Raw genomic sequence first — 15,473 nt, 5'->3', positions numbered from 1 at the left:
CATGAACGACGGGGGCCAGCACGTCACCGTACGCAAGCCGTGGGTCCAAATCAGTAACATCGTGTCTGGGGCAGGCCGGCGTCGGCTCGCTGTGTTCGAACTCTTGCTGTGCCTGATATTGAGCGCCGCGCCGCTCGCGCTCCCCGACTATCTGATGGTGTTCGTAACGCGAATCTTGATCCTCTCGCTGCTCGCGATAAGCTTTGATCTCGTGTGGGGCTATGCCGGCATTCTGAGCTTCGGACAGGCTCTGTTTTTCGGCATCGGCGGCTATGCGGCGGCGTTGCTTGCACGCGATCATGAAGTGCGGTCCGTTCTCGTCCTGCTGCCGATCGCCACGTTCGCGGGTTTTGCGGTCGCGATATTGATGAGTTTCGTGGTCGTGTTCGGACGCGGCGTCACGCAGATCTTCGCGTCGCTCAGCACGCTGACCGCCTCATATGCAGCCTATCGGTTTGCCTATAGTTGGTACTACCTCGGTGGTCAGAACGGCATTCCGTCGCTGCCGTATCTGAAGATCGGTGCGACCGAACTCGGCGACGGTCCGGCATCGTATTATTTCGCGCTCGCGGTTGTTCTGATCGTCTATCTGGTCAGCCGGGCTGTGGTGAGGTCACAGTTCGGGCTCGCGCTCAGCGGCATCAGGGAGGCCGAACAACGCGTCGCGTTTTTGGGTTACCGGGTGTCTCGACTCAAGGCAGCGGTCTTCATTTTCGCCGGAGCGATTGCCGGCTTGTCCGGGGGCCTCTCCGCGTTCCATGAGGGATTCATCGGCCCTGGCGCACTAGGCATCGTGCTTTCCAGCCAAGTGGTTTTTTACTGTCTGATCGGCGGCAGCGGCACGCTACTCGGCGCGGTCATCGGCGTGATACTGACTGAAACCCTTAGCTACGCATTGAGCGATCGCTTTCCCGATGTATGGCCGATCGCGCTCGGTGTAGCGTTGCTGTTGGCCGTGATGTTCAGGCCGAACGGGGTGATCAGCGTGTTTATCAGTCCGCGGGAGCGGCTTGGCAACTTTGGTCGCGCTACTGCGCAGGGACGTGATGAGCTTGCTTGAGGCACGTGGCATCCATAAGCGCTTTGGGCCGTTTGTAGCGCTCGAGCATGTCGATCTGACCGTGGAAGCGCGGCAGTTTCATGGCGTGATCGGCCCGAACGGCTCGGGCAAGAGCACCTTGCTCAAATGCCTGGTCGGCGCCGAAGACGTCACCCGAGGCACGATCGCACTCGCAGGCAAACGGATCGAAAAGCTCGACCCGGCTGAGAGGGCCCGCAGCGGCATGAGCCTGAAATTCCAGATCGTCAGCATCATCGCGCAACTGAGCGTGTTCGATAACGTCCTGCTGGCGGTGCAGGCTCACGACTCTTTCCTGTCGCTGCTCGGTTCGCGCACGCGGCGGAAGTCGGCCGCGCGCGTGGACGCACTGCTGGCGAGCTTTCGGCTGACGAGGTACGCCGATGTGACAGCCGGCACCTTGTCGCACGGACATCAGCAGTGGCTGGAAATTGCCATGGCGCTCGCGAGCGAGCCCAGACTGTTGTTGCTCGACGAACCGACGGCCGGCATGAGCATCGAAGAGCGGCGCCTTACGGGCGAGCTGTTGAGGCCGTTGAAGGAACATTGCTCTGTGTTGATTGTCGAGCACGACCTCGATTTCATCCGTGGCATCTGCGACGTCCTCACGGTGCTCCATCAGGGCGAAGTGCTCGACAGCGGAACGGTTGCCCATATCCAGAGCAGTCGGAAGGTGCAGGAGGTCTATCTTGCTCATGTCTGAGCGCCCCCCTGTGTTGCTGGAAGTCAGGAACCTGCAAGCCGGCTATGGCGCGAGCCAGGTCCTGTTCGGCATCGATATGGATATCCCCGACACCGGATGTGTCGTCGTGCTCGGCCGCAATGGCGCCGGCAAGTCGACCTTGCTCAAGACCTTGACCGGTGAGCTCCGAGCGAGTGCCGGCAGCATCGCCTTTGGGCAGCGTGTGATCGACGGCTTGCCGGTGCACGAGCGAGTGCGTGCGGGCATGGGTTACGTGCCGCAGGAAAATCTCGTGTTCTCACGCCTTACCGTACGTGAAAACCTCCAGATCGGTGTTCAGACTCGAGTCGAGCGCGATATTTCTGCTGCGTTCGACTATTTTCCGAAGCTCGGGACGCGCCTGAATCAGCTCGCGGGCACGCTGTCGGGCGGAGAACGCAAGATGCTGTCGATCGCCCGCGCGTTGCTCGCGCGGCCCAGTTTGCTGCTGCTCGACGAACCGACTGAGGGCGTCTGGATTGGTGTGATCGAAGAGATTGCAGAACAGCTCGTGCGTCTCGCGCGTGAGATGGCCATCGTTCTGGTCGAGCAACACCTCGAACTTGCCCTGCGCGTGGCGACGCGCGCGTATGTGATGGACCGCGGTGCGATCGTGTTGGAAGACGATCCGGTCAGCCTGCGCGTCAATCCCTTGCTCGTTGAGTTGCTCACTCCCTGAATTGATGAGCGGCCCGGCTAGCGGCCGCGGGATGCAAACACGCCGCCTGGCCGAGCTTTGACGAATGCAATGGCAAGCACGAATACCAGCACGTCGGCGAGTATCGGCGATACGAACCACGGCAGGCCGGCACTCGCCGTGCCGACCGCACCGGCACCGACAAGCGGGCCGGCGAACGTACCCAGACCACCGGTCATGATCGCGACGAAGCCCTGAATCAGGAAGCGCACGCCGAGATCGGCGGAGAGCGAATACACCGGCACGATGACCGCCCCCGCCAGCCCCGCCATTGATGCAGCCAGGGTGAAGGTTGCGGCGTACAAAACGCGTGTCGATATACCCGACGCGGACGCGAGACCGGGATTTTCGAGAGCCGCACGAATCAGCAGTCCATATTGGGTCCGTTTGAGGAACCACCAGCACAGTGTACAAATAACGATTGTCACGGCAATCAGCAACACGTTCCATGCGGATATATGAAGCTCGCCGACGGTCAATGCGCCGCCAATTGGCGCGGGCACCGATAGGTACGTACCGCCAATTGCATAACGCACGCTTTCGCGGATGGCCAGTCCGAGCGCATACGTCGCCAGCATCGCCGGTATCGGCTCGGTATAGAAACGGCGGACTACCAGTCGCTCGATGGCGAGGCCACACGCGCCCACCACGAACGGCGCCAACACGATGCCCAGCCATACCGGCAAGCCGGCACGATGAACCACGTAGACTGTGCATGCACCGAGCAGCACGAGTTCGCCATGCGCAAAATTGAAGATGCCCATCAGGCTCGCGACGAGGCCCAGACCCAACACGATCAGCACCATGATCGATACAAAGGCACCGATATCGAAAGCTGCAGCAAGTATCGTCGTCATTTCGGAAGGGCCAGGCTGCCCTTCGCGATTTCCGGAACGTCGACGGTATCAAAACGCCACAACACGGCGCGCCGCGTTTCGACAGGGGCAGGCAGGAGCCCAGCCTGGAAGAATGTATCGGCGATCGCCTGCTGTTCGCCGAAGTTCTGCGGCTGCATCGGACGCACCTCGTAACTGCGCCGGCTATTCGCACGTTCCACCGCCGCTGCGTCAAGCCCCCAGAGTGGCGCCAGAATGCGCGCGGCCTCCTCGGGATTGGCCTTCACCCACTTACCTGCCTGGGCCAGTTGTTCGAACAGGATACGGATGACCGCGGGATGGGCCGTGGCGAATGGCTTCGTTGCAAGGTAGTAGCGCTGGTAGGACGCAAGCCCACGGCCATCGGCGAGGACTCGAAGATCGGGCTGCTTCTCGACGCTGGCCAGGTAGGGATCCCATGTCACCCATGCATCGACACTACCCGTCTCGAAGGCGGCGCGCCCATCCGCGGGCGCGAGATAGGCGATCTGCACGTCCTTGTGTGTCAGCCCGAGGTGTTGCAACGACGTCAGCAGAAGAAAATGTGCCCCCGCAGCCTTGGCCACGGCGATTCGCTTGCCCTTGAGGTCCGCCAGCGTATGCACGGGCCCGTCCCGGTGAACGATGATCGCCTGCGCTGAGGGTGAGGGTGCTTCCTGCGCAACGTACACAAAATCTGCCTGGGCTGCCTGCGCGAAGACCGGCACCGTATCGGCGATGTCCGCGCTGAAGTCAATCGCATTGGCGTTCAATGCCTCGACAAGCGGCAAACCGCTTGCAAACTCGTTCCACGACACATGAACGCCAAGCGGCGCCAGTGCCTTCTCGAGCTTTCCCTGCGATTTCAGAATGACGATCAGCGTCGACGACTTCTGATAGCCGATTCGCAAGTCGATGTCCTGTGACGGAGCAGAGGCGGACTGCGCGCTGGCAGCTGACCCCAAGGTCGTCAACCCCAACATCGTTGACAACAGCGTGATGCTCACTCGCCTACGCAGGCGTTTCGATTTGTTCATTGGATGGTCCCCGTCGGCGCATTCACTACCCGAAACAAACATCGTATGCATTCGGTGAAGTCGACGGAAGCGACGAATTGTCATTAGTAAATCGTTCGGAATAGGAAGCATGCCGGTGCGTCGGATTTCTGCGCGGCGTGTGAAGGTCGTCCAGGCACGATGATCTCGAGTGACTGATACCGGTCGTGCGTCGCGACAACCTCGCTTTTGGAAAGCACGCCGTCACATAAGCAATGCACGAATGGTGCTTTGGCTTCGAATGCACGTATGCTGCAATGACTTCTTCACGACCACCGACGACATGATCGCGGGTCTACTCGAGAGCAGTCTGGACACCACGGCCGTCGGGAACGACGGGGTGCTCGTGTGAATGATGACGAGGCATCCACCGGTTGAATCCGCATTTCGACATCGGAGGTTCGTAGGCACAAACGGTTCCAGCTTTAACGCATCGGCGGAGCTTCCGGATCAGCGCCGGCCCCTCCCAATGGATTGTCCGCGTGAGCCGGTAGGGAAAACTGGAACACGGCACCGCGAGGCACGTTCGGTTTCGCCGAGAGACGTCCCCCATACGCGTCGATGATCGAGCGGCAGATCGACAAGCCCATGCCCAGGCCACTCGCCTTAGTCGTATAAAACGGATCGAAGACGCGGTTGACCGCATCGGCCGGCAGTCCCGGACCGGTGTCCGACACGGCGATCGATACGCCCTTACTGGAGTCTGTGGCCGTGCTAACCAGCAACGCGCCCTCTCCCTCGCTCGTTGCGCTCATCGCTTCGATGGCGTTGACGATCAAGTTGAGCATCACCTGTTGCAACTGCACACGGTCTCCGCGAACGCGCGGCAAACGCTCTTCGAGTTCTGCCTGCACGGAGATGCCGTACCTCGACGCTTCACCACGCGTGAGCTCAATCACTTCGCGGACTGCCTCGTTGACGTCGACGCTGTCCTTGCGCGGGGGCGCTTTCTTGATGAGATCACGAATTCGCCCAATGATGTCGCCAGCCCGCGTCGCGTCATCGACGATGCGCTCGAGTGCTTGCGTGGCCTCATCGATATTGGGCGTCCGCGCGCCGAGCCAGCGTATCGCGGCCGCAGCGTTGATCGCCGCCGCGCTGATCGGCTGATTGACCTCATGCGCAATCGAAGCCGTGAGCTGCCCCATCGTCGCGGCGCGGTTCGCGTGCGCAAGCTCCGTCTGCACCTCGCGCAATTCCGCTTCCGCTCGTTTGCGCTCGCTCAGATCGAGCACGAAACCGACACCTTGGGTTCCACGCTCTTCGAACATCGCCACGCCGATGAGCACCGGCACTCGGCTGCCGTCCTTCCTGAAGTACTCCTTCTCGAAAGGCTGCAATGTCCCCCTCTCCTTGAGCACGGGTACCCACTCTCGTTTGTCGCGCTCGAGCCATTCGGGCGGCGTGAGCTCGGTCCAGCGCAGACGCCCCGATATGAGATCGTCACGGTCGTAGCCCACGATCCGCAGAAACGCGTCATTGGCTTCGAGAATCCGACCTTCGAGCTCCCAAATCAATATGCCGACGATGTTTGCGTCGACGAGGCGCCCGATCTTCGCTTCGCGTTCGGCGAGGTCGCGGTACAAGCGGGCGTTCTCCAGCGCGATCGCGGCCTGCGAGGCGAGCAGCTTCAGCACTGCAATGCGCGTTGGGGAAAACACGCGGGGTGCGAGGCTGTTCTCGAGGTAAAGCACGCCGATCAGCTTTGCCTGCGCGAGCAGAGGCAGGCAGAGAATGGAGCGCGCCCGCTGCTGCCGGATGTAAGGATCGGCGGCGAACGGGGACTCGGTCGAGGCATCATCGAGGATCACACTTTCCCCGGTGCGCAGGACATAGTGGAGTACGGTCTCCGGCAGCGCGGCCGCGGCCACGACCTCGTCGCGCAGGTGCACGTGGATCGCGTCGCCGCCGGTTGTCGCCTCGGCCTCGATCCGTGGCTCGCCCTCGCGCACCAGAACGAGCAGGCCTCTTTCAGCGCCGGCCTGCTCGAGTGCGGTGCGCAGAAGCGTATCGATCAGTTTGACGAGGACGATCTCGCCCGAAACGACCTGCGAGACCTTGAGCACCGTCGCGAGGTCGAGCTGGTCGACCGGCGTCCCGATCGTATCGGTCGGCCTAACGGTGGGCAGTTCATCCTTGAGCAAGGGATAGGACTGGTCGAGCTGCCTTACCTTGGCGTCGGCCCCCCAGCGCGCGTAGCAGTAGCGGGCGTTTCTAAGATACGCATAAGAAATCGTTTCGAAGCCAAGCTTGGCGTAGAAGCGTGCAGCCCGTTCGTTGGCGATCGCCTCGTTGTGGACGAAGCCGTTGTCGCGGGCCGAGCGGATGGCCTGTTCGTAAAGGTCCATCGCATCCCGCTCGCGGCCGTCAAGGCGGGCCATCTCGGCGCCTACCAATGCCGCGCGATTTGCAAAGTTCTCCGGACAGTTCTCGGCCCACGTCTTGAGCTGCTCGTGGTGCGATGCGAGAGCCTGCAGATGCTGAGCCCGTTCATCGGTCGATGCCGCGTCGTACTGTGCTGCCCGCGCCAGCGCGGTATAAAAGTGGTATTCGGCCACTTCAAAGAATGACGGCGACGTCCAGAGAAGCTGTTGCGCCCTCGATGCCGCCTCGAGGGCGCAAGCCCAATCATTCGCGAAGACGCGCGCTTGCAGCTTGCGGATCCAATACCAGCATCCTGCAAACGCCGAAGGTGGATCACTCTGCGAACGATGTTCGAACCGGTTCTCATCGAACCGTCCATCATTGAAGGAGCCGAACTCGGACGTCAGGCCACGCAGCGTCCGGATCAGACCGACCTGGGCGGTGAGAATGCCGATCATCGTATCGAACCGAGCTTTCCGGACGAATTCAAGCCCGTGCTCGGCCTCTCTCTGCACCTCGCTCAGCGGATCGCCGGCTGCGAGAAGATTCGTGGTGAGGTGGTTGCAGCTGTATGCCGCAAAGGTGAGGTCGCCGGTTTTGTTTGCGATATCGAAGGCGCGACGCACCAAGGCCCGGCCGGCCTGAATGGGCTGCGTCCACGGCATGACAATAGTCGCGAAGGACATGTAAACGCGGGCCTGGTAGCGATGCAGTTCGCGCTTTTCCACCAGATCGTAGCCGAGCCGGCCGAATCGGAATCCGGCCTGGTAATCGCCGAAGTGCGGCCCCAGAATCATGCCAAGCCAGATATAAGCGAAGCACGATCCATCACTGTTGCCATATTCGAGGCTAATATTGACCATCCGGCAAACCACCAGAGAGATCAAATTCTTATCGGTGAGCATTGCTGACGTTACGACTTCGATCAGCACATCGAGGGTCGCGCCGACCTCCGGATCATTCATGAGCGGGAGGTCAATTAAATCTTCGATCGAGCGGCCGCCGAGCTGACGCCATATCTGGTCGTATTCCCGCCTGACTTCGTCATGGGTGGGATGCGGCGACCAGTGGGTGCCTCTGTGGTGTTGGTAATCGAGGCACACCTCGACACCCCGATCGCTTCGATCCAGTGTCTCGTAGAGCGTCATGCGCAGGCACGCGACGGCGGCGGTGTCGACGAGGTTCCTGGCACGCTGGGCAAGCAGCGTAAGCCGCTCCTCCGCCGCAGCCAGGTCTGCCGTCAGCAGCTCGCACTCGGCGCGGTGGTACTCGAGCGCAAAGGCGAGTTCGTAGCGCCGCGCCCATCGGTCCTCCGCCAGCAGCCTCGCCCCGGCAGCGAGATAGGTCAGGGCCGCGGCATAGGCCGCAGCGGCCTGGGCGCGTTCGCCAGCCCGCAGATCGAGCTCGGCGATGCGTTCGCGTTCCTCAGACGCGTCGACGAGCGCGGCGCCGCGGTTGAGCTGGTTGACGATATCGAAGATCCGTTCGGTGACCTGCTCGGGGGGCAGGCTGGACGAGAGGATTCGGCCGATGCGCAGATGCCGTTCGGGCCGCGCCGCCTCGGGGATCAACGAATAGGCCGCCTCCTGAACCCGGTCGTGCAAGAAGGCGTAGGCTTCGTCCTGCCGAAGCACCAGGCCCGCCCGCACCGCCTCCCAGAGCGCCGCATGGATCGCCTCGGCGGATCGCCCCAGAATGAGCGCGAGCACGGCGAAATCGGCCGTGTTGCCGAGTGCGGCCAGCCATTGCAGGGCCTCCTGCGCCGCGGGCGGCAGGCGGGCGAGCTTGCCCACCATCAGGTCCACCACGTTGTCGGTATAGCCCTTGGCACGGATGCGCTTCAGGCCCCAGAGCCAGCGCCCGGCCTCGGGGCTGAAGACGAGCAACTTCTCCTCGGCCAAGGCGGTCAGGAACTGGATCGTGAAAAACGGATTGCCGCCGGTCTTGTCGTAAACCAGCTCCGTCAGGGGGGCCACCGTCTCAGCGGTGGAATGGAGCGTATCCGCAACGAGACGTCCGACGTCCGCGCGCGCCAGGGGCGACAGCACGATTTCACTCACCCGGCCGCCCGCCCGCCGGATCTCCTGCAGGCTACGCGCCAACGGATGGGTCGGGTCCACCTCGTTGTCCCGGAAGGCTCCGAGCAACAGCAGTGATCCCACGTCCGACTGGACCGTCAGATCGCCGAGCAGGTCCAGCGTCGCCGCGTCCAGCCATTGCAGATCGTCCAGGAACAATGCTAACGGATGCTCCGGCCGCGCGAACACGCCCAGCAGTCGGTGGAACACCAGCTGAAAAACGGCGCTGTTCGTCTTGCGGCGGCAGCTCCGACATCGGTGGCTGCGGGCCGATCAGCGGCTCCAGCGCGGGGATGAGGTCAATCATCAGCTGGCCGTTTGGGCCCAGTGCCTCCCGCAGCGCCTCGCGCCAGGGCGCCAGCTCGGCATCGCTCTTGCCCAGCAGCGAGCGGACGAGGCCCTGGAACGCGTGGGCAAGCGTCGCATAAGGGATGTCGCGCTTGTACTGGTCGAACTTTCCGGCGGCGAACAGTCCGCGCGGCGGCACCAGCACCTTGTGCAACTCGTTGACCACCGAGGACTTGCCGATGCCGGCATAGCCGGACACGAGTACGAGTTCCGTTGCGCCGCTCGCGACCACGCGGTCGAAGGCGGCGAGCAGAGAAGCGATCTCGCGCTCGCGGCCGTATAGTTTTTCAGGGATCAGCAGTCGGTCCGGCGTGTCCTTCCGGCCCAGCGGAAAACCGTCGATGCGGCCGTGACGCTCCCACTCAGCCAGGCAGTGCCGCAGATCGTGCTCGACGCCGGTCGCGGTCTGATATCGATCCTCGGCGGTCTTGGCGAGCAGCTTCATGACAATCGCCGAGACCGCCTTCGGCACGGTCGCAAGCCGCTTGGCGGGCGGCACCGGGCGGCGCGCGATATGGCAGTGCACCCACTCCATCGGATCGGCCGCGGCGAACGGCAGCGAGCCCGTGAGCATCTGGTAGAACGTGACGCCGAGCGCGTAGAGATCGCTGCGCGCGTCGATCGAGCGGTTCATACGCCCGGTTTGTTCGGGGGCCATATAGGCGAGCGTGCCGGCGATGGTCTCCGGCGGCTCGGGCGCTTGCCGTTCACGAGGCAGGCGCGACGCAATACCGAACCCGGTGAGTCTCACCTCGCCGTTCGCGTTCACGAGAATGTTGGCCGGCTTGAGGTCCTTGTGGATCAGCTCACGCTGGTGCACCTTCCTGAGCACGGCGGCGATGCTGATGGCGAGGTGCAAGAAGCGCCCCACTTCCAAGGGGGCCGCCAGGAGTCCGGCAAGCGGCTCGCCGCCTGGGTCCTCGAGCAACAGGAGCGTTCGACCGCCTTCGCGCACCAGTTCCAGCGGCCGCGCCGCCCATGCACTGTCCAGTTGGTCCCGTAAGCGGTACTCGTGCGCGAGGCGTTCAAGGCTCGCTGAGCTCGGGTGCTCCGCGGTGGGCTGTACGGCGAGCACGGCGCTCCGCCCGCCGTCAGCCATCGGCCACGCTGTCCGGCAGAGTGCGCGTTCGCCGTCTTCCCATAAGACCTGGAAGCCGCTATCCCCAAGCGCGCCGAACTGCGGAGACGGATCCAACGGGTGGCCTCCATCGCTAAGCCGGTTTGCCGTTGTGGGCCGAAAAAGCGCCTCGTACATGTTGGCCGGACCGGTGATTAGCTAGCCTACCACGGTTGAGTAGGGCTACAAAACGTCTGGCACTCGAAGACTCACGACACGAGGTCTTCAGGTCGAAGTTGTACCGCTCGGGTACTAGCGTAAATCTATCCTTAGACGCCTGTTTCCCGCTCCCGGTATGCGTATTCTCGGGTGGGAGACAACGAATCTTTCCTGTCATTTTTTCGCAATGATTGGGTCACCGCCCTGTTGGAGCCCGCTCCTTAGACTGGCATCACGCTGTACCACAATCCCTTTTACGTGATGCTTCCTCAAGGAGTTGCCATGCGCTTTCCCACTTTTCGCTCGGCCGCCGCACAGGCCGCCGCCACGCTCTGCCTGCTCACCGCTGCCGCTGCGCCTGCATTCGCCGCGCCGGTGAAGAACATCGTGCTGGTTCACGGCGCCTTCGTCGGCGGCGCAGGCTGGCGTCCCGTCTACAACATCCTGATCAAGGATGGCTACAGGGTCAAGCTGGTGCAGGAACCGCTGACCTCGTTCAACGAAGACGTGACTGCCACCAAGCGCGTGCTCGACAGCCTCGACGGTCCGTGTGTGCTGGTGGGTCATAGCTACGGCGGTGCGATCATCACCGAAGCGGGCAACGATGATCACGTGAAGTCGCTGGTCTACATCGCCGCGCATGCGCTCGATGTAGGCGAAACCGAAGCGAGCAACGGCAAGAAGTACCCGAATTCGACGAAGGCGGTCATCAAGACGCCGGATAATTTCCTCTACCTGAATCCAGCCGACTATCCGTCGGACTTCGCGGCGGACCTGCCGCGCGCGCAGGCCGAATTCGAAGCGAACGCGCAGATGCCGACTTCGGCTGCTGTGTTCACCGCGCTGATTCCCGATCCGGCGTGGAAAACAAAGCCGAGCTGGTATATGGTCGCGAAAGCGGACAAGATCATCAACCCAGACCTCGAGCGCATGTATGCGGCGCGCGCGCACTCGCACACGGTGGAAATCGACGGCGCGAGTCATTCGGTGTATGAATCCCATCCGAAGGAAGTCGCTGCGCTGATCGAACAGGCGGCGCAGCAATCGGCCCAGTAGGCGGTCGCCGCTTCCGTCGCGACGCGTTGGCGTGCGATCGGGGGGCAAACCCGCGGGTGCCTTCCCGATCACGGGCATGCAAGCGAAACTGCGACGATACGGCACTATGAGACTCCTGGTCATTGAAGACGAAGCGAAGACGGGTCAATACCTGTTCAACGGCTTGACGGAGGCTGGTTATATCGTCGACGTTGCCGCAAACGGCATCGACGGGCTGCATCTGGCGCAGGAAATGCGCTACGACCTGATTCTGCTCGACGTGATGATGCCGGAGATGGACGGCTGGACCGTGATGAACAAGCTCGGCGCGCGCACGAACACGCCGGTCTGTTCCTGAGCGCGCGCGGTACGCTCGAAGACCGGCTCAAGGGTCTCGATCTTGGTGCCGACGACTACCTCGTCAAGCCGTTTTCGTTCGCTGAATTGCTGGCCCGCATCCGCATCATCTTGCGCCGTGGGCAGCCGCAGAAACAGGAAGAGGTGCTGGAAATAGGCGATCTGCGCATCGACGTGCCGAAGCGGCGCGTCGAACGCGGCGGCTTGCGCATTGCACTGACCAACAAGGAATTCAATCTGCTTCACTTCTTCGCGCAGCATCAAGGACAGGTACTGTCCCGCACGCTGATCGCCTCGCGCGTGTGGGACATGAATTTCGACAGCGACAGCAACGTCGTCGATGTCGCGGTGCGCCGGCTGCGGCAGAAAGTCGATGAGCCCTTTGCCGCACGCCTGATCCATACGGTGCACGGTGTGGGGTACCGATTCGAGCACGAAGCATGAAGCAGTTGTCGCTCACGACGCGCCTCGCGTTGCTGTTCGCGCTGCTGGCATTCGGCGCGATGTCGATCGTCGGCTACGCGTTGTACCGAAAGCTCGAAGCGCAGCTCGTCGTGCGGGACGACGCGGCGCTCGTCACCCGTGTCGATCAGATCCGTACGTTGATGCAGGATGTCGACGTGCGCGATCTGATCCATGAGAAGCCGCATCTGTTCGCCAACATGCTCGGCAATACTGAGTCTTTGCTCGTGGTGCGCTATCTGGGCGAAGCGCCGCTCATCGTCGTGAACCCCCACCACACGGCAGTGCCAGTGGTGACGCCCGTGCCGGCGGACCTTGCGCTCTCGCTCGACGCCGTTCATCACGCGCGTACAAGCGACGGCACGCCGTTCATTTACGTCGCGGCCGCCGCGCGCGGCGTGGGCGGGCAGCGCGATCTGCAAATCATCTCGGGCCGGCTGATGACCGAGCGCACGCGGATGCTGAACGACTATCGCGACCAGATACTGCTATTCGCATCGACGGCCGCGTTTCTCGCTGCGTTGCTCGCTTTCGGCCTCGCCCGGCGCGGCATGTATCCGTTGCGGCGTCTTGCTGCGCAGACCGCCTCAATCGGTATTGGCACCCTTTCGACGCGCATCGACCGCCGCGATGCGCCGCGCGAACTCGACGCACTGATCGGTGCGTTCAACGGCATGCTAAACCGCCTGGAGCGAGGCTTCACGCAATTGAAGCAGGTGTCTGCCGACATGGCGCACGACCTGCGTACGCCGATCGGCAATCTGCTTGGTCAGACCGAAGTCGGATTGAGCCAGCCGCGCGATATTGCGTACTACCAGCGGCTCCTCGGTTCCAACTTCGAGGAGCTGCAGCGCATGTCGAAGATGATCGACAACATGCTGTTTCTCGCACGCGCCGAACATGCGGACCATGCGATCGAGCCGCAAGCACTGCGGGTTGCGGACGAGTTCGGGCGCATGGCGGAGTATTTCGAAGGTCTCGCAGACGAGCGCAACATCCGCCTCGAGTGGCGTGGTGACGGCAGCGTGTGGGCCGATCCGTTGCTGCTGCGCCGCGCGCTTGCCAATTTGCTGGCGAATGCCGTGCGTTACGCAGATCCCGGAACGGCGATCTCGACTGTGGCTGAGCAAGGGCCCGACGGCACGACCCTATATGTCGAGAATCGCGGCCCGACGATTGAGCCGCAGCACCTTGAACGGCTCTTCGATCGCTTTTATCGTGCGGATGCGTCTCGACATCGGTCGTCGGAATCAAGCGGGCTTGGACTCTCGATTGTGCGCAGCATCATGTTACTGCACGGCGGAACCTGGCACGCCACGAGCAATGCAAACGTGACGCGTTTTACATTGGCATTCCCGCGGCAGCGCGACCAACCCGCAAAACACGAGGCGGATTGACGATGCGGTCAAGTACGCGAGCCAAAGCAGAGCCCTATTCGTCCAAATTACCAGCCGCGTAATTGAGCACCCGTTGTGCCTTCGCTATCGTGTTTCTGCCTGAATGAACAGGCATCCCAACCATGGAGATTGACATGACTGATGCTGTCCACATTGCCGACCGCTACATCGCCGTCTGGAACGAGACCGATCCCATCCGCCGTAGCGCCCTATTGGCTGAGGGATGGAGTGAAGACGCCACCTATGTCGACCCGCTGATGCGCGGTGACGGCCGCGACGGGATCGGCGCGCTGATCGGCGGCGTGCATGAACGCTTCCCGGGATTTCGCTTTACGCTCGATGGTCGCATCGACGGCTATGGGAACAAGATCCGCTTTTCCTGGACGCTCGGGCCGCAAGCCGAACCCGATATGATCAAGGGCACGGACTTTGCAGAGATTGAGGATGGCCGCCTGAAGTCGGTCATTGGCTTCCTCGACAAAGTGCCAGCCAACGCCTGAGCTCGACTGCACGACTCCGCGACTGAACGTCAGCAGCCCGACTATGGATGACTATCTTTCGGGCTCCGCGCATCGAGCTGCGCGCCCAGGGCGGCTGGAGGGCCATGTCGACGACATAGCGAAAACCCTTCGTGCTCACGTCAACGCCATCGGTACGATGGCGCACATGTCAACCGACCACAGAGGGACGTGCGGCAATTGCCGAGCCACACGTCCCATCAAGACTCGACGCGAGGCGATCATTCGCCCGGCGCTGCATGTCCTTGTAGGGAAGAGAGTCAATGGTGGCCGTTCTCTCCTTTGTCCGTGGAACTGGGTTGGACCCGCACTATTGCCATCATGCCCGCGTCCTCGTGACTGAGGACGTGGCAGTGAAACACGAAATCGCCAATATCCGGCCCGCGGAAGTCGAGACGAAGCTTGACGCTGGGGAAGGGGTGGTTGGGGTTCCGATCCCAGAACGGAACTTGTACCGTATCCAGGTACTGGCCGGTGATGGCGGGCGCCTGTTTTGAGCCGTTGATCTCAAAGTTATCCTGAGATTTCACCAGGAAGTGAATCTGATGGATGTGGAACGCGTGATTCTCCGGGGTACGGTTTTCAACGGTCCATTCCTCCACGGTTCCTTGAGTGACCACGATGGAGGGCGCCGCGTTCGGATCGAAAAGACGCTCTGTCTGGCCTTCCACCCCCATGAAGTATTGAGAGAGCGGAATCTCGTCGAAGTACAAGGCGTGGGTCGCCGCTACTTGGGCCGTTCCGAGTCCGGCGAAGCGCTGCTGGGTGGTGCTCTTTGCGGTAGACCTTCCGATCTGATGATCATCGCTCCTGTCCTCCTTGGTGCCCTCGCGCCGTCCGCCGAGGAGCTGGACCGTCGCGAGAGGACGCTGTGGCAGATTGTAGAAATAGGGGCCGCCATTGACACGCAAGGTAGTCAGCTGCGCCAGCCGCACCCGCGGTGGAGGGGGAGAGACGATGAACTCCACGCGTGAGGCTGGTGGCATCGTGAAGTGTGTCACCGGGGTCACGGCAGCGGGCTCGGTGCCATCTTGCGAATTTAACGGAACCCCATCGACGGCGACAAGTTGCAGCGTCTGTGGCACGCCGTCGAAGACATACTGAAGGTCGAGGACACTATCTGCGGCGGTGTTGGTCACCCGCCAGAACTCCCTTTCGCCGGGCCGCATGTTCAGGATCGCCGGAACGAAATTCGTGGCATCGGGCGCCGTTGGCGAGGTGATCGGAATGAAA

10 protein-coding genes and 2 pseudogenes are annotated in these 15,473 nt (G+C 62.2%); 7 read left to right on the top strand and 5 right to left on the bottom strand.

Going from position 1 to position 15,473, the window contains the following annotated elements; all coding sequences use genetic code 11:
• Position 1: 1 nt before the first annotated feature.
• Genes HV670_RS20505 through HV670_RS20495 form a run of 3 tightly spaced genes read left to right on the top strand, consistent with a single transcriptional unit; the run spans position 2 to position 2,478 of the window.
• Complete coding sequence (locus HV670_RS20505; protein ID WP_175106708.1) at positions 2–1,060, top strand: branched-chain amino acid ABC transporter permease; 1,059 nt, start codon at positions 2–4, stop codon at positions 1,058–1,060.
• Positions 1,047–1,781 (top strand): ABC transporter ATP-binding protein, encoded by a 735-nt coding sequence (locus HV670_RS20500; protein WP_175106707.1) that lies wholly within the window; start codon positions 1,047–1,049, stop codon positions 1,779–1,781. Before HV670_RS20505 ends, HV670_RS20500 begins: the two co-directional genes overlap by 14 nt.
• Positions 1,774–2,478, top strand: coding sequence for an ABC transporter ATP-binding protein (locus HV670_RS20495; protein WP_175106706.1), 705 nt, complete (start codon positions 1,774–1,776; stop codon positions 2,476–2,478). The genes HV670_RS20500 and HV670_RS20495 overlap by 8 nt, the downstream gene beginning before the upstream one ends.
• A gap of 17 nt (positions 2,479–2,495) precedes the next feature.
• Here the strand turns inward: HV670_RS20495 and HV670_RS20490 are convergent, their stop codons facing one another.
• The 4 genes and pseudogenes from HV670_RS20490 to HV670_RS32055 form a co-directional block, all read right to left on the bottom strand.
• Entirely contained in the window at positions 2,496–3,353 is an 858-nt protein-coding gene (locus HV670_RS20490; RefSeq protein ID WP_175106705.1) for a branched-chain amino acid ABC transporter permease, read from the bottom strand.
• Entirely contained in the window at positions 3,350–4,387 is a 1,038-nt protein-coding gene (locus tag HV670_RS20485) for an aliphatic sulfonate ABC transporter substrate-binding protein (RefSeq protein ID WP_425511447.1), read from the bottom strand. The genes HV670_RS20490 and HV670_RS20485 overlap by 4 nt, the downstream gene beginning before the upstream one ends.
• 443 nt (positions 4,388–4,830) lie before the next feature.
• The gene (locus tag HV670_RS20480; RefSeq protein WP_343054479.1) at positions 4,831–9,036 is read right to left on the bottom strand and encodes a trifunctional serine/threonine-protein kinase/ATP-binding protein/sensor histidine kinase; all 4,206 of its coding nucleotides are present in this window, start codon (positions 9,034–9,036) and stop codon (positions 4,831–4,833) included.
• Positions 9,037–9,136: 100 nt separating this feature from the next.
• Positions 9,137–10,294 (bottom strand): annotated as a pseudogene (locus tag HV670_RS32055) (serine/threonine protein kinase); the annotation flags it as partial.
• A 459-nt stretch (positions 10,295–10,753) separates the two neighbouring features.
• Between HV670_RS32055 and HV670_RS20475 the strand changes: the two are divergent.
• From HV670_RS20475 to HV670_RS20460, 4 genes and pseudogenes are all read left to right on the top strand, one after another.
• The gene (locus HV670_RS20475; RefSeq protein ID WP_175106704.1) at positions 10,754–11,527 is read left to right on the top strand and encodes an alpha/beta fold hydrolase; all 774 of its coding nucleotides are present in this window, start codon (positions 10,754–10,756) and stop codon (positions 11,525–11,527) included.
• A 106-nt stretch (positions 11,528–11,633) separates the two neighbouring features.
• Positions 11,634–12,307, top strand: a pseudogene (locus HV670_RS20470) (heavy metal response regulator transcription factor).
• A complete protein-coding gene (locus HV670_RS20465; RefSeq protein WP_175106703.1) occupies positions 12,304–13,722 on the top strand; it encodes a heavy metal sensor histidine kinase in 1,419 nt (472 codons plus the stop codon). The pseudogene HV670_RS20470 and the gene HV670_RS20465 overlap by 4 nt, the downstream one beginning before the upstream one ends.
• A gap of 134 nt (positions 13,723–13,856) precedes the next feature.
• On the top strand, positions 13,857–14,222 hold the full coding sequence (locus HV670_RS20460) for a nuclear transport factor 2 family protein (RefSeq protein WP_175106702.1): 366 nt from the start codon (positions 13,857–13,859) through the stop codon (positions 14,220–14,222).
• Positions 14,223–14,500: 278 nt separating this feature from the next.
• On the opposite strand, the gene HV670_RS20455 is transcribed toward HV670_RS20460, so the two are convergent.
• A partial coding sequence (locus HV670_RS20455) for a multicopper oxidase domain-containing protein (protein ID WP_175106701.1) occupies positions 14,501–15,473 on the bottom strand: 973 nt, incomplete at its 5' end.

It is taken from the genome of Pararobbsia alpina, from assembly GCF_902859895.1.
In the GTDB taxonomy this organism is placed as follows: Bacteria; Pseudomonadota; Gammaproteobacteria; order Burkholderiales; family Burkholderiaceae; genus Pararobbsia; species Pararobbsia alpina.
Note: the sequence above shows the minus strand (reverse complement) of the source record. Positions and strands in the feature narration are given on the sequence as shown.

What these genes read in the sequence shown, in the direction of transcription:
- HV670_RS20505 (WP_175106708.1), top strand. Translation starts at nt 2, where the DNA reads ATGAACGACGGGGGCCAGCACGTCACCGTACGCAAGCCGTGGGTCCAA.
- HV670_RS20475 (WP_175106704.1), top strand. Translation starts at nt 10,754, where the DNA reads ATGCGCTTTCCCACTTTTCGCTCGGCCGCCGCACAGGCCGCCGCCACG.
- HV670_RS20460 (WP_175106702.1), top strand. Translation starts at nt 13,857, where the DNA reads ATGACTGATGCTGTCCACATTGCCGACCGCTACATCGCCGTCTGGAAC.
- HV670_RS20485 (WP_425511447.1), bottom strand. Translation starts at nt 4,387, where the DNA reads ATGAACAAATCGAAACGCCTGCGTAGGCGAGTGAGCATCACGCTGTTG.
- HV670_RS20490 (WP_175106705.1), bottom strand. Translation starts at nt 3,353, where the DNA reads ATGACGACGATACTTGCTGCAGCTTTCGATATCGGTGCCTTTGTATCG.
- HV670_RS20500 (WP_175106707.1), top strand. Translation starts at nt 1,047, where the DNA reads ATGAGCTTGCTTGAGGCACGTGGCATCCATAAGCGCTTTGGGCCGTTT.
- HV670_RS20495 (WP_175106706.1), top strand. Translation starts at nt 1,774, where the DNA reads ATGTCTGAGCGCCCCCCTGTGTTGCTGGAAGTCAGGAACCTGCAAGCC.
- HV670_RS20465 (WP_175106703.1), top strand. Translation starts at nt 12,304, where the DNA reads ATGAAGCAGTTGTCGCTCACGACGCGCCTCGCGTTGCTGTTCGCGCTG.